Source organism: Flexivirga meconopsidis, from assembly GCF_026162425.1.
Taxonomy (GTDB): domain Bacteria; phylum Actinomycetota; class Actinomycetes; order Actinomycetales; family Dermatophilaceae; genus Flexivirga; species Flexivirga meconopsidis.
In genome coordinates this window covers 157,501-173,800 of sequence record NZ_JAOBQJ010000002.1, presented here as the reverse complement: position 1 = coordinate 173,800, position 16,300 = coordinate 157,501, and the positions used below count along the sequence as shown (strand labels likewise).

The 16,300-nt window shown below is 69.1% G+C and carries 20 protein-coding genes; 11 read left to right on the top strand and 9 right to left on the bottom strand.

The window, feature by feature from the left end; genetic code table 11:
* The first annotated feature begins 87 nt into the window (after positions 1 to 87).
* Complete coding sequence (locus tag N2M23_RS06220) at positions 88 to 1,086, top strand: sigma-70 family RNA polymerase sigma factor (RefSeq protein ID WP_265444105.1); 999 nt, start codon at positions 88 to 90, stop codon at positions 1,084 to 1,086.
* Positions 1,087 to 1,091: 5 nt separating this feature from the next.
* A complete protein-coding gene (locus tag N2M23_RS06215; protein WP_265444103.1) occupies positions 1,092 to 1,685 on the top strand; it encodes a TIGR03086 family metal-binding protein in 594 nt (197 codons plus the stop codon).
* On the opposite strand, the gene N2M23_RS06210 is transcribed toward N2M23_RS06215, so the two are convergent.
* The 6 genes from N2M23_RS06210 to ctaE are packed head-to-tail and all read right to left on the bottom strand — an operon-like array spanning position 1,627 to position 6,884.
* Positions 1,627 to 2,034: a 2-phosphosulfolactate phosphatase gene (locus N2M23_RS06210; protein ID WP_265445092.1), complete on the bottom strand. Its 408-nt coding sequence runs from the start codon at positions 2,032 to 2,034 to the stop codon at positions 1,627 to 1,629. The genes N2M23_RS06215 and N2M23_RS06210 overlap by 59 nt on opposite strands.
* A 21-nt stretch (positions 2,035 to 2,055) precedes the next feature.
* Entirely contained in the window at positions 2,056 to 2,424 is a 369-nt protein-coding gene (locus N2M23_RS06205; RefSeq protein WP_265444101.1) for a hypothetical protein, read from the bottom strand.
* A gap of 33 nt (positions 2,425 to 2,457) precedes the next feature.
* Positions 2,458 to 4,251, bottom strand: coding sequence for a cytochrome bc1 complex cytochrome b subunit (qcrB, locus tag N2M23_RS06200; protein ID WP_265444099.1), 1,794 nt, complete (start codon positions 4,249 to 4,251; stop codon positions 2,458 to 2,460).
* Positions 4,248 to 5,387, bottom strand: a complete 1,140-nt coding sequence (gene qcrA, locus N2M23_RS06195) for a cytochrome bc1 complex Rieske iron-sulfur subunit (RefSeq protein WP_265444097.1) — start codon at positions 5,385 to 5,387, stop codon at positions 4,248 to 4,250. Before qcrA ends, qcrB begins: the two co-directional genes overlap by 4 nt.
* Positions 5,387 to 6,166, bottom strand: coding sequence for a cytochrome bc1 complex diheme cytochrome c subunit (qcrC, locus tag N2M23_RS06190; RefSeq protein ID WP_265444096.1), 780 nt, complete (start codon positions 6,164 to 6,166; stop codon positions 5,387 to 5,389). Before qcrC ends, qcrA begins: the two co-directional genes overlap by 1 nt.
* Positions 6,167 to 6,221: 55 nt before the next feature.
* Positions 6,222 to 6,884, bottom strand: coding sequence for an aa3-type cytochrome oxidase subunit III (gene ctaE / locus N2M23_RS06185; RefSeq protein ID WP_265444095.1), 663 nt, complete (start codon positions 6,882 to 6,884; stop codon positions 6,222 to 6,224).
* A 227-nt stretch (positions 6,885 to 7,111) separates the two neighbouring features.
* Between ctaE and N2M23_RS06180 the strand changes: the two genes are divergently transcribed.
* On the top strand, positions 7,112 to 7,552 hold the full coding sequence (locus N2M23_RS06180) for a response regulator transcription factor (RefSeq protein WP_265444093.1): 441 nt from the start codon (positions 7,112 to 7,114) through the stop codon (positions 7,550 to 7,552).
* Between the two features lie 11 nt (positions 7,553 to 7,563).
* Positions 7,564 to 8,628 carry an anthranilate phosphoribosyltransferase gene (gene trpD, locus N2M23_RS06175; RefSeq protein WP_265444091.1) on the top strand — a complete coding sequence of 355 codons (1,065 nt, stop codon included), beginning with the start codon at positions 7,564 to 7,566 and terminating at the stop codon, positions 8,626 to 8,628.
* 34 nt (positions 8,629 to 8,662) lie between these two features.
* Here trpD and N2M23_RS06170 read toward each other — a convergent pair whose 3' ends face one another.
* Genes N2M23_RS06170 through N2M23_RS06160 form a run of 3 tightly spaced genes read right to left on the bottom strand, consistent with a single transcriptional unit; the run spans position 8,663 to position 11,387 of the window.
* The gene (locus N2M23_RS06170) at positions 8,663 to 8,944 is read right to left on the bottom strand and encodes an Lrp/AsnC family transcriptional regulator (RefSeq protein ID WP_265444090.1); all 282 of its coding nucleotides are present in this window, start codon (positions 8,942 to 8,944) and stop codon (positions 8,663 to 8,665) included.
* Positions 8,945 to 8,991: 47 nt separating this feature from the next.
* Positions 8,992 to 10,740 (bottom strand): DEDD exonuclease domain-containing protein, encoded by a 1,749-nt coding sequence (locus tag N2M23_RS06165; protein WP_265444089.1) that lies wholly within the window; start codon positions 10,738 to 10,740, stop codon positions 8,992 to 8,994.
* A 50-nt stretch (positions 10,741 to 10,790) separates the two neighbouring features.
* Complete coding sequence (locus tag N2M23_RS06160; RefSeq protein WP_265444088.1) at positions 10,791 to 11,387, bottom strand: LysE/ArgO family amino acid transporter; 597 nt, start codon at positions 11,385 to 11,387, stop codon at positions 10,791 to 10,793.
* Between the two features lie 72 nt (positions 11,388 to 11,459).
* Here N2M23_RS06160 and N2M23_RS06155 point away from each other — a divergent pair, with 72 nt between their 5' ends.
* The 7 genes from N2M23_RS06155 to N2M23_RS06125 all read left to right on the top strand — a co-directional run bounded on the left by N2M23_RS06155 (position 11,460) and on the right by N2M23_RS06125 (position 16,291).
* Positions 11,460 to 12,329, top strand: a complete 870-nt coding sequence (locus N2M23_RS06155) for a LysR family transcriptional regulator ArgP (protein WP_265444087.1) — start codon at positions 11,460 to 11,462, stop codon at positions 12,327 to 12,329.
* Between the two features lie 144 nt (positions 12,330 to 12,473).
* A complete protein-coding gene (locus N2M23_RS06150; protein ID WP_265444086.1) occupies positions 12,474 to 12,635 on the top strand; it encodes a hypothetical protein in 162 nt (53 codons plus the stop codon).
* Positions 12,636 to 12,650: 15 nt separating this feature from the next.
* Entirely contained in the window at positions 12,651 to 13,496 is an 846-nt protein-coding gene (locus tag N2M23_RS06145) for a M48 family metalloprotease (RefSeq protein ID WP_265444085.1), read from the top strand.
* 10 nt (positions 13,497 to 13,506) lie between these two features.
* Entirely contained in the window at positions 13,507 to 13,950 is a 444-nt protein-coding gene (locus N2M23_RS06140) for an SRPBCC family protein (RefSeq protein WP_265444083.1), read from the top strand.
* A complete protein-coding gene (locus tag N2M23_RS06135; RefSeq protein ID WP_265444082.1) occupies positions 13,950 to 14,897 on the top strand; it encodes an ArsA family ATPase in 948 nt (315 codons plus the stop codon). Before N2M23_RS06140 ends, N2M23_RS06135 begins: the two co-directional genes overlap by 1 nt.
* Positions 14,894 to 15,331, top strand: coding sequence for a hypothetical protein (locus N2M23_RS06130; RefSeq protein WP_265444081.1), 438 nt, complete (start codon positions 14,894 to 14,896; stop codon positions 15,329 to 15,331). The genes N2M23_RS06135 and N2M23_RS06130 overlap by 4 nt, the downstream gene beginning before the upstream one ends.
* Entirely contained in the window at positions 15,332 to 16,291 is a 960-nt protein-coding gene (locus N2M23_RS06125; RefSeq protein ID WP_265444080.1) for an ROK family glucokinase, read from the top strand.
* Positions 16,292 to 16,300: the final 9 nt, after the last annotated feature.

Below are 16,300 nucleotides of genomic sequence, written 5' to 3'. Positions count from 1 at the left end.
ACCGATCAGTTTCGAGGTCGCCGATTGTCGGTACGGCTAAGGCGTGGAGGTGACATGCTGGCGAGCACCGGGAGAGGGAGCGTGGCGATGACCGAGCAGGCCGTGACCGAGGACTTTCCAACGGTCAGCGAGCAGTATCGGCGCGAGATCTTCGCGCACTGCTATCGGATGACGGGATCGACGCAGGACGCCGAGGACCTGGTGCAGGAGACCTATCTGCGGGCGTGGCGGGCGTATGACGCCTTCGAGCACCGCTCGTCAGTGCGCACCTGGCTCTACCGCATCGCGACGAACACCTGTCTGACCGCGCTTGACGGCCGGGCCCGGCGGCCGCTGCCGACCGGCCTGGGGCAGCCGAGCATCGCCGCGAGCGATCCGATCGTGGAGGACTTCGAGGTGCCGTGGCTGCAGCCGGTGCCGGACGCGGCGGTGGACACCGACACCCGCGACCCTGCGGCGATCATCGGTGCTCGCGAGAGCATCCGGTTGGCGTTCATTGCTGCGCTGCAGCACCTGCCGCCGCTGCAGCGGGCGGTGCTGGTGTTGCGGGACGTGCTGGCCTGGCGGGCCAAGGAGGTCGCCGACGCGCTCGGCACGTCGGTTGCGAGCGTCAACAGCGCATTGCAGCGGGCGCGGGCGCAGCTGGCCGAGGTGCAGGCAAGTGAGGACACCGTCTGCGCGGACGAGCTCACGCCCGAACAGCACGACCTGCTCGACCGATGGACGGCCGCGTTCTGGGAGAAGGACATCGACGCGATCACCCGGCTGTTCACGACGGACATCGTCTGGGAGATGCCGCCGCACGTCGGCTGGTACCAGGGCGCCGACGTGGTCGCCGAGCTGATCGACACCGCGTGTCCGGGCACGCGGCACACGATGCGCCTGGTGCCCACCCGCGCCAACGGGCAGCCCGCCTTCGGTCTCTATCTGCGCGGCGACGACGGGCGGTATCACCCGTTTCATCTGCAGGTCCTCAGCCTGCGGGACGGCGTGGCGGCTCATGTCGTCGCCTTCTTCGACACGGGCCTGTTCGCCACCTTCGGGCTGCCGGCGGTGCTGCCCGCTGACTACTCCCCGGCCGGGTGACGACAGTGACGACATCGACCCGGCGAGGCTCGACGGCCGCCGGAGCGCAGTTGCTGGCGTCGGCCACGTCATACACCTGCGGGATGCTGGGGCGGGTGCGTGACGGCGACCTCGATCGTCAAACACCTTGCGAGCATTGGGATCTCGCCGAGTTGCTCGGGCACATGGAGGACTCCTTGCTGGCCTTCACCGAGGCCGTAACCGGCAGCGTCGCGATCCGGCCCCCGGTGTCCGGCCGCTCATCGGTCGAGCCAGTGCGCCGGCTACGGACCCTTGCCGGCGAGCTGCTCGGCGCCTGGGAGCCGCCGCCGACGCGAGGGACGACGCGCATCGGCACCGCGCCGATGGCGACCTCGCTGGTCGCCGCCGCCGGGGCATTGGAGATCGCGGTGCACGGCTGGGACGTGGGGGAGGCGACCGGCGGGGCCGAAGCGATCCCGGCGGCGCTGGCCGGCGAACTGCTGGCGGTGGCGCCGGTGCTGATCGGCCCGCACGACCGCGGTGTGCGCTTCGCGGCCGCCCGCCCGATCGTGGCCGGCGCTAACGAGTCCGATCGGTTGCTGGCGCTCGCCGGGCGTCGACCAACGCCCCGTCGATAAGCATCGGCACGACCTCGCTCGAGTCGAGCTCAGCGGCGACTGTGACATCGGCACCGAAGCCAGCTGCCTCGAGCTCCTCGCCACCGGCGCACTCACGCAACGCGGTGACGGGGTCGTCCCGCACCGCGGCGAACGCGTCCGCGGCGACCTGCGCCTCGACCGAGCGAGGACCGTGCTGCAGACCCGACACGATCGCGCCCGCGCCCCACAGGTCCTCCACGGCGGGGCGGAGCACCCCCGACGGCCACTGCTCGCCGGCCGGTATGACGATCACCGGTCGCGGCCACGCGGCGACCTCGGTGTCGATCCACCGCGCAACCGCGCTTGCGTTGCGCAGCGCCCCGACCAGGACGGTCGCGCCGGCGTCGGACTAGGCGGCCACGATCGTTGAGCCATTGGGTGACGGCAGCAGGAGCCGCTCCGGCGCCGCCGCACGGATCGTGACGGGGGAGAGGGACACCGCTCCGGGCGGTCCGTCGCGGGCCTCCAGCCGGCCGACGGCCAGGGTGGCGCCCAGCTGCTGGGCGCGTCGTGCGGCGCTGTCGTCCCGCCAGCGATGCGGGTGAACGACCGCGCCGAGTTCGATCGCGACAGAGGTTGTGGTGGAGAAGCTGAGCACGTCCACCACGACGGCGATCGAGTCGGGCTCGACCAGCGCGGTGGCGCCGGCCAGACCCCATTCGACGCGAACCGGCCGTGACAGCTGACGATGCGCCTTGAGGACGCGGTCAGCGGTCACGGCCGGTTCGGTGGTTCGACCGAGATGCCGTCGCTAGTTCTTGCCGGCGTCGGCGTGCTCGCCCGGGTGGCCGTAGGCGTGCGCCTCGCCGATCTCCTCCGCGCCACCGTGCATCAGGCCCTGCTCGGCCTCGTCGGGGTGGGACTCGATCGCCTCGTGCGCTTGACCATCGTGGTGCGCGGCCTCGAGCTCAGCGGGGGTCACCGGCTCGATGCGGTCCTTGAAGTAGTAGTGCGACAGGCGGGCTCGCATGCGGTCCTTGCGGGCGCCCTTGCGTCGCACTCCGTTCTCGTCGGTGGCCGACGGCAGCTCGATCGGGGCGTGCGCGTCATACGCCACCAAGGGCCAGCGCTGGAAGTCGTCGAGGTTCTGGTGTGCCTCGAAGAACTTGCCTCGACCGGTGCGGACGATCCGGCCGCTCTCCCTGCCGTGCAGCACCATCTCGCGGTCGGCCCGCTGCAAGGACAGACACAGCCGCTTGGTCACCCAGAACACGATCGGCGGCATGATGATCAGGCCGATCTGGAACGCCCGGGTGATGTCGTTGATCGACATGTTGAACTTGATCGCCATGATGTCGTTGCCACAGGCGGCGAACAGGATCCCGTAGAAGGTGATCGCGGCCATGCCGAGCCCGGTGCGGGTCGGCTGGTTGCGCGGCCGGTCCAGGATGTGGTGCTCGTTCTTGTCGCCGGTCACCCAGGCTTCCACGAACGGGTAGGCGCCCATGATCGTCCAGAGGATGGGGATCATCAGGATCGCGCCGATCATGATGTTGAAGCTGAACGTGAAGCCGAGCACGGTGAATTCCAGGAAACCTGGCAACAATCGCAGCGCGCCGTCGGCGAAGCCCATGTACCAGTCGGGTTGGGATCCGGCCGTCACCATCGTCGGCTCGTAGGGACCGTATGCCCAGATCGGGTTGATCGTGACCAGCCCGGCGATCAGCGTGGTGATGCCGAACACGACGAAGAAGAAACCGCCGGCCTTTGCGGCGTACACCGGCATCAGCGGGAAGCCGACGACGTTCTTGTTGGTGCGGCCAGGGCCGGGGTACTGGGTGTGCTTGTGCACCATCACCAGCAGGATGTGCGCGGTGAACAAGCCGACCAGCACGGCGGGCAACAACAGCACGTGGATGGTGAAGAACCGCGGGATGATGTCGTGGCCCGGGAAGCCGCCGCCGAACAGGAAGTAGCTGATGTAGGTGCCGACGACCGGGATCGACAGGATGAATCCCTGCATCGCACGGATACCGGTGCCGGACAGCAGGTCGTCCGGGAGCGAGTAGCCGATGAAGCCCTCGACCATCGAGAGCATCGCCAGCAGGAGGCCGATGATCCAGTTGAGCTCGCGCGGCTTGCGGAACGCGCCGGTGAAGAACACCCGGAACATGTGCAGCGCGATCGACACCAGGAAGATCAGCGCGGACCAGTGGTGGATCTGCCGGATCAGCAGACCGCCCTTGACGTCCATCGAGATCTTGACGGTGGAGGCGAACGCCTCGCTCATTTGCACGCCCTGCAACGGCACATAGGAGCCGTTGTAGGTCGTCTCGCCCATCGACGGGACGAACCAGAAGGTCAGGAAGGTGCCGGTGATGAGCAGGACGACGAGGGAGTACATCGCCATCTCGCCGAACATGAACGACCAGTGGTCGGGGAAGACCTTCTTGAGCAGGAAGCGCACGCCCTTGGCTGCGCCGGTGCGCTCGTCGACCCAGTTGGCCACCGCGCCGACCGGTCCGCCGTTGCCCGCGGGTGCTTCCTTCTTGTCGTCGGCGCGCAACGCGTCAGCGGTGCTGCGTGCGGTTGTCGTGTCGCTCATCGGTCACGCTCCCAGAAGCTCGGACCGACCGGCTCTTCGAAGCCGTGCGGTGCGTAGAGGTAGCCGGCGTCGTCGACCTTGATCTCCAACTGCGGCAGCGGCCGCTTGGCCGGACCGAAGACGACCTTGCAGTCCTCGGTCAGGTCGAAGGTCGACTGATGGCATGGGCACAGCAGGTGGTGCGTGGTCTGTTCGTACAGGCCGACCGGGCAACCGACGTGAGTGCAGATCTTGGAGAACGCGACCACGCCGTTGAGACCCCAGTTGCGCTCGCGGGCGCTCTTGATCTTGTCCTCCTCGAGGGAGATCAGGATCACCGACGCCTTGACCTTCTGGTTGAGCGGGTCGGCGGTGTCGTTGATGCCCTCGGGCAACACGTGGAAGACCGAGCCGAGCGTCACGTCGGACAGGCGGATCGCGGTGCCCTCGGGGTCGCGCATCAGACGACGGGGGCGGGTGACCGGCTTGCCGTCCTTCATCTCGGGCTTGCCGTCCGGGCCGAGCACGGGGACCTCGCTGTCCCACAGCGTCGTCTTCAAGTCGTCGGCCACATCCTTGGCGGGGCCGAGGCCGCCAACCAGCTGCAGGCCGAGTGGCAGCGCGAACAAACCGAGCGCGCCACCGAGGGTGTACTTGATCAACGGGCGACGCTTGAACTGCGAGGACTCCACGCCGTCCATGACGACCTTGACCGCGCCGTCGCGTGCCTCGTCGTCCGAACGCTGCACATGGCGTTCCTCGACGACCTCGGTGTCGGACATCAGGGTCTTGGCCCAGTGAATGGCGCCGAGGCCGATGCCGAGCAATGACACCGCCAGGGTCACCCCGAGGGCGGCGTGCAAGGCACCCACCTTGCCGGAGATCGGCAGGGTCACCGAGGTCTTTTCGCCGATCGTGAAATAGGCCACGATGAACAGCACGGTGGCGATCATCGACAGGGTGAACAACCCGGCCACCTGCCGCTCGCTGCGGCGGGCTGCCTTCTCGTCACTGTCGCCGAGACGGTGGACGTGCGGCGCCAGACCAGGGTTGCTGAAGCGGGCCGGCAGCGACTGCTCGTCGTCGCGGGTGGCGACGACTCCGCCGGACTCCTCGTTGGCCACTGCGCCCTCCTGCGGGGAGTGTTCGTTGCTCATCAGGCGGCCTTCTTACCGAGCCACACCGCGATGACGATGAGCATGCCGATGCCGATCGTCCACGCGAACAGGCCCTCGGGCACCGGGCCGAGGCTGCCGAGAGTCCAGCCACCGGGGCTGGTCTCGGTCTTGACGTTCATCAGGAAGGAGATGATGTCCTTCTTGTCCTGCGGCGACAGGTTGGAGTTGTTGAACACCGGCATCGACTGCGGACCGGTCTCCATCGCCTCGTAGATCTGCTGGCCGCTGACGTCCATCAGGTTGGGCGCGAACTTGCCGCGCGTCAACGCACCGCCGGAGCCGGCGAAGTTGTGGCACATCGCGCAGTTGACGCGGAACAACTCGCCACCCTTGGCGATGTCTCCGCCGCCGCTGGTCAGGTCCTTGGACGGGATGCCCGGACCGGGGCCGAGTGAGGCGACGTATGCCGCCAGCTGCGAGATCTCCTCGTTGCTGAACTGCACCGGGCCGCGCTGGGCCTGGATGCCGGGGTTGGCCAGCGGCATACGGCCGGTGCTGACCTGGAAGTCGACGGCTGCGGCGCCGACGCCGACCAGGGACGGGCCACCGTCACCGCCGGCCGCGTCCAGCCCGTGACAGGAGGCGCAGTTGGACTGGAACAGCTTCTGGCCGGCAGCGACCGTCTTGCTGTTGTCAGGCGCCGCGTCGGCGTTCTTGGGAGCCAGTGCGGCGTACAGGCCACCGGTGATGACCAGACCCAGCAGCAGGACCAGCAGGATCGCTGCGGGGTGCCGGCGGCGGGCGGCGAGGGAACTCACGAAGTCGTCCTGTCGTCGTCGGAGGGATGGAAGATGGGCATGGCGCTCGGACCGATCACTTCAGCAGGTAGATGGTCGCGAACAGGGCGATCCAGACGACGTCGACGAAGTGCCAGTAATAGGACACGACGATCGAGCCGGTGATCTGGTGATGGGTGAACTTCTTGGCGGTGAACGTGCGGCCGATGATCATCAGGAAGGCCAGCAGACCGCCGGTGACGTGCAGCGCGTGGAAGCCGGTGGTCAGGTAGAACATCGAGCCGTACGCGTCGGAGTCGAGCGAGATGCCCTCGCCGAACATGTTGGAGTACTCGAAGACCTGGCCGGACACGAAGACTGCGCCGAAGAGGTAGGCCAGCACGTACCACTCGCGCATGCCCCAGCTGCCGACCTGCCACAGCTTGCCGTCCCGGGACGGCTTGCCCTGCTCAGCCTTGAACACACCGAACTGGCACCAGATCGACGAGATCACCAGGATCACCGTGTTGGCGAACGCGAAACCGACCTCAAGGTGGCCGGTCCGCTCGTTCCACAGATCGCCGGCGACGGACCGGATCGTGAAGTACATCGCGAACAGTCCCGCGAAGAACATCAACTCGCTGGCCAGCCACACCATGGTGCCGACGGCGGTCATGTTCGGTCGGGTCACGGGGCCGTGACCGGCCGGGATGCTGGAGTTGCTCGAGTGAGCTGTCGTTGCGGTCGCCACGGGCGCCATTATGGCCCCATTGGGGCGCGCGGGCACGCGCGACCCCCCGAGAAATGACCGCAGCGCCGCTCGGCTACCCGCTGGTTCGCGGGATGCTGCGGATCGGTGCGGTGCTTCTCGGTGATCTGAACGACCGGTTGCCGCAAATGGTGCCCGCCTGCGACGCACCGACCCGCGCCGCTTCGCCCCCGCACCTGGTCCGTTCCGGACCCGAGGCGGCCAGTAGCATCGAAACCATGAGCGCTTCCTCCGCAGTCGTGCCGGCCGGCGACAGCACCGACACCGGATACCAGTTGACCGTCCTGCTCTACAGCGACGACATCGCAACTCGTGACGCGGTGCGGCTGGGTGTTGGTCGGCGTCCCGCCAAGGACGTCGAGATCGTCAGCTGGCGCGAGTGCGCCACCCCGGCCGCCGTGGTCGACGCGGTGGACAACGAGAAGTACGACCTGCTGGTGCTCGACGGGGAGGCAGGCAAGCTCGGTGGCCTCGGCCTGTCGAAGCAGCTGAAGAACGAGATTTTCGACTGCCCGCCGATCCTCGTGCTCACCGGACGCCCGGCGGACGGCTGGCTCGCGGCCTGGTCGCAGTGCGACGCCGCGGTGCCGCATCCCATTGACCCGCTGACGATCGGGGCGGCCATCGCCGACCTCGCGCGTCGCGGCCCCGTGGCCTGAGCAGCGGCCTGATGGCCGCCGAAACGACGTGGCCGGGCCTGCTCGGCGCGTTGCTGGACGGGCACGATCTGAGCGCCGAGGAGACGTCCTGGGCAATGGACCGGATCATGTCCGGTGAGGCGACGGCGTCACAAATGGCCGGGTTGTTGGTGGCACTGCGAGCCAAAGGCGAGACGGCCGACGAGTTGCGCGGCCTGGCCGACGAGATGATCCGTCATGCGGTGCCGATCGAGGTGCCCGGCCGCACACTCGACATCGTCGGCACGGGAGGGGACGGCGCGCACACCGTCAACATCTCCACGATGTCCGCGATCGTTGCGGCCGGTGCCGGAGCAACCGTCGTCAAGCACGGCAACCGCGCCGCGTCCTCCAAGTCCGGCGCCGCCGACGTACTCGAGGCGCTTGGTGTGCGGCTGGACCTCGATCCGCGGCAGGTCGCCGACGTCGCAGGCACCGCCGGCATCACCTTCTGTTTCGCCCAGACCTTCCATCCGTCCTTCCGGCACACCGCACCAACCCGCAGCGAACTCGGCATCCGCACCGCGTTCAACGTGCTCGGACCACTCACCAACCCGGCATCGCCTCGTTACGCGTCAGTCGGTGCGGCCGATCCACGCATCGCGCCGCTGATGGCCGATGTGTTCGCCGAGCGCGACAAGTCCGCGGTCGTGTCCCGCGGGGACGACGGTTTGGACGAGGTCACGGTCACCACGACCTCGACGATCTACTGGGTGAGCGAGGGCACGGTCAGTAAGCACGTGATCGACCCGGTCGCGCACGGCATCGAGCTGGCACCGATCACCGCGTTGCGGGGCGGGGACGCCGCGCACAACGCGGCCGTCGTGCACGCGCTGCTGTCCGGGCGATCAGATGCCGTCCGTGATGCCGTCGTGCTCAACGCCGGACTTGCGCTCGCGGCCGTCGACGCAGGGGAGCAGCCGGGGAGATTGGGTCGACATGCGGGCGTCGACGACGCCCTCGATGCCGGTATGGCGAAAGCCCGCGAGTCGATCGACTCCGGCGCAGCCCGGGCGGCACTCGACCGCTGGGTGTCAGCGACCGCCGAACGCGCCTGAGCCGGAACGTTTTTCGGCTCAGGCGCCACGCGGATCAGTCGTCGAGGCCGATCGCGAATGCGGCGCCGAGGTCCTGGCTGGAGTAGGTGCGGAACGCGATGTGCGTCTGCGAGTCGCGCACGCCGTCGACCTTATTGAGCCGATCGGCGATGACATCGGCGAAGTCCTCGTGTTTGGCGACCTTGGCCACCGCGATCAGGTCGACGTCACCGGTGACGCTGTAGACCTCGGCGATGCCGTCGATCTCGCTGATGGCCTGCGCGACCTCGGGGATGCGGTGGACGTCGGCCTTGATCATCACGATCGCGGAAATCATGCTCGGAGCCTAATGCGGCGGCCGGGCGACTGCTCGATCGGCCGTGGTCAACCGGCGCGGCGGCGCAGCGCGGTGGACTCTTCGAAGCCGGTCACCTCGCGTGCAGCCGCGAGCATCGGCTCGAGCGCGTCGCGGGCACCGCCGGCGCCGCCGACCGGGCAGGTCCAACTCCCGTCGATCTCGACGATGCGCACGCCGGGCTGCTCCAGCCAGCGCAGGACCTTCTCGGTCTCCTCCGGGTGCGCGGCTGGCGCCGGGGCCGATGGGCGGGCCACGTGCTCCGCGCTCTCGCGCAGCGCTTCAATGTAGCTGCGTGGGTCGGCCCCGGGCGGGCTCACGGTGGCGCCGGCGAACCGGCCGTAGCGCACGCAGGTGAACTCCCAGCCCCCGGCCGGGGTCGGAGCCGCGGCCACCAGCTCCGGGCTGACCGCGAGCGGGTTGATGCGCTGCGCTCGCGCCGCCGCGCGGACCAGCGCGAGCATCCGGTCGCGCACCACCGCGGCGTCCTCGAAGCGCTCGCCGGCGGCGAGGCTCTGTAGCCGCCGGTCCAGTGCTTCGAGCACGACGTGGCCGTCACCGGCCAGCACGTCGGCCGCGGTGCGCGCGAGTCGGGCGTAGTCATCGACCGACTGCGAACCAGTGCACGGAGCACCGCAGCGGCCCATCTCGGCCAGCACACAGGCGGCACCGGTGCCCTTGCGCGACAGCTTCGTGGTGCACTGCCGCAGCGGGAGCACCTCGTGCACGGCGGCGACCGCCTGCTCGGCGACCGCGCGGGAGCCGAACGGGCCGGCGTAGGTCGCGCCGTCGTCGCGCACCTCGCGCACGACCGACAACCGCGGGAATGCCTCGACGGTGAGTTTGAGCCACATCGCCCGCTCCGGGTGCCGGGACCGCTTGTTGTAGCGCGGCTTGTGCTCGGCGATCAGCCGCAGCTCGCGCACCTGCGCCTCGAGCGTGGTGTGGCACACGATCGGCGTGACCGACGTTGCCAACCGGACCATTTCGGCCATCCGGCTGCGCTGCTCGCTGGCCGTGAAGTAGCTGCGGACCCGCCGCTTGATGTCGATGGAGGTGCCGATGTAGAGCGGCCGGCCGTGCTCGTCCTTGAAGACGTAGACACCCGGCGCCGACGGCAGCGACTCGGCGAGGAAGCGCTTGCGGCGCTGCTCGGGGTGGACGCGCCCGGTGTAGGAGCGCAACTCCTCGAGTGTGCGGACGCCGAGATTGCCGACCCGCTCGATCAGTCCGTGCAGCACGTCGACCGTGGCGCGTGCGTCGTGCAGGGCGCGGTGATCGGGGGTGGTCGTCGCACCGAAGAGGCGCGCGAGGGAGGAGAGCTTGTGGTTGGGTGCCTCGTCGCGGGTGACCAGCTGCCGGGCCAGGTGCACCGTGTCGAGCACCTGATTGCCAGGCCAATCGAGTTGCAAACGCTCGCAATTGACCTTCAGAAAGGTGATGTCGAAGCCGGCGTTGTGCGCGACCAGGACGGAGTCGCCGATGAACTCCAGAAACGCCGGCAGCGCGCTGTCGATGCGCGGTGAGCGGGCCACCATCTGGTCGGTGATCCCGGTGAGCACCGAGATGAATGCCGGGATCGGCTCGCCGGGATTGACCAAGGTCTGGAACTCGCCGAGCACCGCACCGGCGCGCACTTTGACCGCGCCGATCTCGGTGATGCGGCAGTCTGTCGCGCTGCCGCCGGTGGTCTCCAGGTCGAGCACGACGAACGTGACGTCGGCGAGGGAGGTGCCGAGATCGTCGAAGGTCGCCTGGATCGGCGCGGCCGGGTTCATGTCAAAAGACGTTAAGCGCCGGGTCTGACAACGCCGGTATGGCGCGCCGGTCAGCCGGTGACAAGGAGCACCGCGATAACGAGCATCGTCATACCGATGAGGACGTCGATGAGCTGCCACGTGCGCGGTCGGCGTATGACGTCGGAGAGCAGTCGCGCGCCGTAGCCGAGGGCGGTGAACCAGAGCACGCTGCCGAGCGATGCGCCGGCCGCGAACCACCAACGCCCTTGTGAGCCATGCTGATTGGCCACATTGCCGAGCATCAGCACGGTGTCAAGGTAGACGTGCGGGTTGAGGAAGGTCAGCGTCAGCGTGGTGGTCACCACCGACGTGCGGTGAGCCGGAGTCGAGGCTCGCAAGCCCTGCGGATGACGGGCGGCGAGCAGCGACCGCACCCCGAACCACACCAGGTATGCCGCGCCGAGCCACTTGAAGACGGTGAGCGCGGCCGGGTGGTCGCGCACGACCGCACCGAAACCCGCCACCCCGGCCAGGATCAGCGCGAGATCGGCGAAGGCACAGATCGCCACGACCACGCCGACGTGCTCGCGTGCGAGCCCCTGGCGCAGCACGAACGCGTTCTGCGCGCCGATGGCGACGATGAGGGACAGACCGGTCAGCAGGCCGGTGAGCAGTGTGAGGAACATCGACAGCGAAGGTAGGCCCGTCCAGGCTCTGAAAGCCAGCGAAGGTTTCTACGGGAACATTAGAATTTCTTCATGAATGACGAACAGCTCGGTGCGTTGGTCGCGGTGGTCGACGAGGGCACGTTCGAGGCCGCCGCCGGGCGACTGCAGATCACGCCGTCGGCGGTGAGTCAACGCATCAAGGCACTGGAACGTCGGGTGGGTTTGGTTGTGGTGCAACGTAGTTCGCCATGCAGGCCCACCGCGGCAGGTGACGTGCTGGTGCGGCTGGGCCGGCAGCGAGCGGCGCTCGACGCCGACGCGATGGACGCGCTCGGCCACGCTCCCGGTGTCGAGCGGTTGCCGGTCGCGGTGAACGCCGACTCCCTCGCGACGTGGTTTCCCGCGGTGTTCGGGACTGCCGCAGGCTGGTCTGACGTCGCGCTGTCGTTCCGGGTCGAAGGGCAGGACCACACGGGCGGCTTGTTGCGGTCCGGCGAGGTCGTGGCGGCGGTGACTGCCGATCCGGTTGCGGTGCAAGGATGTTCGGTAACCCGGCTGGGTGCGATGCGATATCTGCCGGTGGCGACCCCGGCGTTGCGGGAGGCGCACCGCAAGGGCAATGGCGTGGATTGGGCAGCTCTGCCGACGGTGCAGTTCAACGACCGGGACGACCTGCAGGCCGCCGTGCTGCGCCGGCACGGTGTCGAGGAGTCGGTCGCGACCCATCAGGTCCCGTCCTCGGAGGCGTTCGTGCAGGCGGTCACCGCCGGACTCGGCTGGGGCATGCTGCCGGTCGCCCAGGCCCGTGAGGCACTGGCCGCCGGCACTCTGGTGCGGCTGTCCAGCACCGACCAGGTCGACGTGCAGCTGCACTGGCAGTCGTGGCGGTTGCGCACAGCCCGTCTGGACCGGTTGTCCGCAGCCGTGGCCGAAGCTGCTCGGGTGCTGTGGAAGCGCTGAAAAGGAGGTTGTCGTACCTCACACCTAGCGTCGTCGGTGAAGGGCAAACCAGCCGCCCCACTGACCGAGACGATGGAGGTGACAGACATGCAGATCGACTGCGAAAGCTGTCCAGTGCGTGACCGACAGTGCGCGGAGTGCATGGTGACCGCGCTGCTCCAGCTCGCGCCGCTCGAGCAGCGACTCGATGACGACGAGCGCCATGCCGTTGACACCCTTGCCGCGGCAGGCCTGATCTCCGCGCAGGAAGCGACGTCGGCAACGGCCCGGATCGAACCGTGGGATCCGCTGCGGTCAACTGGGTGAGCTACGGTCCACCGAGTGATCGGTCGAAGCCTGCAGTGCGTTGTCGGAGTGTTACTCGCAGCATCGACCGTCTCGGCGTGTTCGTCGGCGGCCGTGCCTGACCCGGCAACCAGCGCGTCCAACCGCAGCGTCCAGGCTGCCGGGGTGCTGGTGACCGGCACCGGCCCGAACGACCGGTTGCAGACCGTGTCGCGCGACGCCACCAGGGCCATCGGCCAGGTCCGTGCCCTGTGGGGGACGAACGTGCTGCGTGGCACGGTGCGCATCGAGGTCCCCGCCGATGACAACGGCTTCCGATCGCTCGGCGGCGCGAACCGTCGCAACGGACCCGAGAGCGCACAGGTTGCGGCCACCACGACGCCGGACGGCCGTGTTGTGCTCAGTCCGCAAGTGTTCGACGACCTGACCGCCGAGGGCGTCGTGGTGGTGCTTGCTCATGAGCTCACCCATGTCGCACTCGGGCAGGCAACGCTGACCGGGGTGCCACGCTGGGTGATCGAAGGCTCCGCCGAGCTGACCGCCTTCAAACCGACCGGCTTGAGTCTGGCGCAGGCCGCGCCCAAGCTCGCCGGTCAGGTGCGCGCGGGACAGGTGCCGGCCGCGCCGCCCGCCGATCCCGATTTCGCCGAGAGCGCCGACGCGGCATACCAGGGTGCCTATGCGTGGAGCCGCTTCCTGCATGAGCGCTACGGCAGCGCGAAGTTCACCCGGTTCGTGCGTGCCGCCGACGCGCGACGACACGACGCCTTCTTCCAGGCATTCGGTGTCGAACCCAGCGAGCTCGGCGTCGACTACCAGCAGTTCCTCCGCGACGCGGTCGGCCCAGCCGATCCTTCCAGCGCTTCGTCGTCCGGCCGGTAGGGTCACCGTCATGGCTGACAGCACCCAATCCTCGGTGGTGATCAAGGCGAGCCCGGCGCAGGTGCTCGACGTGATCGCCGACTTCGACGCCTACCCGGAGTGGACCGGCCAGATCAAGAGCGCCGAGGTGCTCAGTGAGGATGCCGACGGCTGGCCCGAACAAGTGCAACTGACCCTCGACGCCGGGGTGATCAAGGACACCTACACCCTCGACTACACCTGGGACGTCGTCGAAGACGGCACCGGCGTGGTGTCGTGGACCCTCGTGAAGTCGACGATCCTCAAAGAGCTGGACGGGGTCTACCGGCTGGTCGCCGACGGCGCCGGCACCCGCGTCACCTACGAACTCACCGTCGACGTCAGCATTCCGGTGATCGGGATGCTGCGCCGCAAGGCGGAGAAAACGATCATCGACACCGCGCTCAAGGGACTGAAGAAGCGCGTCGAGGGCTGATGAGTCCCAGCGTTCAGCTGGTCTGCGGGCCCGGTGGTGCCGGGGCGTCGACGGTCGCGGCCCGCCTCGCCGCGGCGGTGGCCGATGCCGGGCGCCCGGTCACCCTCCTCGCCCTCGACCCGTATGACGGGGCGACCGCCCACCTCGACGACCCGCGAGTGCGCACGGTCGCAGCAGACCTCGACCTGCCCGCGGACGGTGGCATGCCGGACTTGTTGTCGGCCCTCGGCTTGCCCGGTGATCTGCTCGACGACTTCCGCGCCACCAGCACAGCGGCGCAGCTGCGGCTGCTCTGGTCGGTGCCGACCGAGGCGGGAGGAGAGCACGTGGTCGTCGTGGACGCAGGTCATGCCGGGCCGGAGCTGGCGCGGCTGGTGCGCACCCTGCCGCGCACGCTGCGCAGACTGACGCCACTGGGCGGAGGACTGCTGCGCAGCAGGCGCCCACTCGTCGCAGCCGCCATCGGCGATCGCTGGCCGGGCGCCGCGATCACCGACGCCCTCGGCCAGGCTGCCGACCGGGCCGCTGCCGTGCGGCGGTCGCTCTGCGGGCCCACCGGTGGCGCGGTGATTGTCGGAGACGTCGACGACCCGAAGACCACCCGGCACGCCGTCGGCGTCGCGCTCAGCGGGGTCCGAGTCCGGCACACTGCGGTGGGCAGCGGCGCGCCCGACGTGGCGGCGCTGCTCGCGCCGGGGGAGCAGGTCATCGACATACAGGCGCGCGGTGATGGTTACCTGTGGCGGATGCCGTTGCCGTTGAACGACTTTCGCCAGTTGCGGCTGCGACTGGTCGACGATGCTCTGGAGCTCTCGGCGCTCGGTCACCGGACGGTCGTCGACCTGCCGACGGCACTGCGGCGATGCCACCCGTCCGGAGCCCAGTTGCGAGACGGCATGCTTGAGGTCGCATTCGACCCTTCGAGGCAGCAAGGAGCAGGCTCGTGAGATCCGGGGAACCGCCCCGTCCCGAAGACGGTGCCTCGTCGGTCGCCGACGAAGCGGCCCGACTGGCCGAGACGTTCGCCGCGTGGGCGCGGACCACGGGTGGCCGTAGCGGTGACCGGACGGCCGAGCCGCCTGCGGCCGACCCCGAGCCGACCCGACCGGCCGGGTGCGGCTGCGCGGCGGGCGGCGTCGAGACCGTCTGTCGAGTGTGCCCGGTGTGCCGGCTGGCCGGCCTGGTCGATGCGATCCAGCCGGAGCTGATCGACAAGGTCGCCGACCTGCTCGGCATGGTGGCGAGCAGCCTGCACGAGGTGGCGGCCGACCGCCGAGGGGCGCCGGGCCGCACCGACGACGCGGGGGAGGCATCTCCCGCCGACGTCACGCCGCCGGTGGGCGGCATCGAGATACCCGTGACGGACGGGGAGGACGACTAGATGGGCAAGTGGGGCATCGGGGTCGACATCGGCGGCACCAAGATCGCCGGCGGCGTCGTCGACGCGGCCGGCCGCATCGTGCGGCGCGCGCGACGCGACACTCCCGCGCACAGTCCGGACCAGATCGCCGCGGTCACCTCCGAGGTGATCCTTGAGCTCGCCCGCGCCGAAGACAGCGACCCGGCCGGCGTCGGCGTGGCGTGTGCTGGCTACATCGACAAGGTCGGGTCGACGGTGCTCTTCGCGCCCAACCTGGCGTGGCGTGACGAGCCGCTCAAGGCCCGGCTGTCCGCGGTCGTCCAGTTGCCCGTACTCATCGAGAACGACGCCAACGCAGCGGCCTACGGCGAATTCGTGCAAGGTGGCGGCCGCGACGTCGATGACATGATCATGCTGACGATCGGCACCGGGGTCGGTGGCGGGATCATCAGTGATGGCAACCTGATTCGCGGCGCCTATGGCATCGGCGGGGAGGTCGGCCACCTGCGCGTCGTGCCCGAGGGCATCCGATGCGGCTGCGGCAACCGCGGCTGTTTCGAGGCATATGCCAGCGGCACTGCGCTGGTGCGCGAGGCGCGTGATCTGGTGCGGTCCGGCAGCCCCCATGCCGGTCGGCTCGCCGAACTCTGCGGTGGCGACGCCGACCAGCTGAAGGGCAAACACGTCACGCAGGCCGCCGTTGCAGGGGACCCGGCGGCTGTCGAACTGCTCGCCGACCTCGGCCGCTGGATCGGTGAGGCAGCGGCGTCACTGGCGGCGCTGATGGACCCGCAGTTGTTCGTCATCGGCGGCGGGGTCGCCGACGCCGACGACCTGTTGCTCGACCCGATCCGGGTCGGCTACGAGCGGCAACTCACCGGACGCGGGCACCGGCCGGAGGCGACCTTCGTGCGTGCCGAGCTCGGCAACGATGCGGGCGTGATCGGCGCGGCCATGCTGGCGATGGAGCTCGAGGAGTGAACACTGCTG

Excerpts from the sequence above, each read along its gene's own strand:
- qcrA (WP_265444097.1), bottom strand. The coding sequence starts at position 5,387 with ATGAGCAACGAACACTCCCCGCAGGAGGGCGCAGTGGCCAACGAGGAG.
- ctaE (WP_265444095.1), bottom strand. The coding sequence starts at position 6,884 with ATGGCGCCCGTGGCGACCGCAACGACAGCTCACTCGAGCAACTCCAGC.
- N2M23_RS06160 (WP_265444088.1), bottom strand. The coding sequence starts at position 11,387 with ATGTTCCTCACACTGCTCACCGGCCTGCTGACCGGTCTGTCCCTCATC.
- N2M23_RS06140 (WP_265444083.1), top strand. The coding sequence starts at position 13,507 with ATGGCTGACAGCACCCAATCCTCGGTGGTGATCAAGGCGAGCCCGGCG.
- N2M23_RS06125 (WP_265444080.1), top strand. The coding sequence starts at position 15,332 with ATGGGCAAGTGGGGCATCGGGGTCGACATCGGCGGCACCAAGATCGCC.
- N2M23_RS06180 (WP_265444093.1), top strand. The coding sequence starts at position 7,112 with ATGAGCGCTTCCTCCGCAGTCGTGCCGGCCGGCGACAGCACCGACACC.
- N2M23_RS06165 (WP_265444089.1), bottom strand. The coding sequence starts at position 10,740 with ATGAACCCGGCCGCGCCGATCCAGGCGACCTTCGACGATCTCGGCACC.
- N2M23_RS06220 (WP_265444105.1), top strand. The coding sequence starts at position 88 with ATGACCGAGCAGGCCGTGACCGAGGACTTTCCAACGGTCAGCGAGCAG.
- N2M23_RS06155 (WP_265444087.1), top strand. The coding sequence starts at position 11,460 with ATGAATGACGAACAGCTCGGTGCGTTGGTCGCGGTGGTCGACGAGGGC.
- N2M23_RS06170 (WP_265444090.1), bottom strand. The coding sequence starts at position 8,944 with ATGATTTCCGCGATCGTGATGATCAAGGCCGACGTCCACCGCATCCCC.
- N2M23_RS06135 (WP_265444082.1), top strand. The coding sequence starts at position 13,950 with ATGAGTCCCAGCGTTCAGCTGGTCTGCGGGCCCGGTGGTGCCGGGGCG.
- trpD (WP_265444091.1), top strand. The coding sequence starts at position 7,564 with ATGGCCGCCGAAACGACGTGGCCGGGCCTGCTCGGCGCGTTGCTGGAC.
- qcrB (WP_265444099.1), bottom strand. The coding sequence starts at position 4,251 with ATGAGCGACACGACAACCGCACGCAGCACCGCTGACGCGTTGCGCGCC.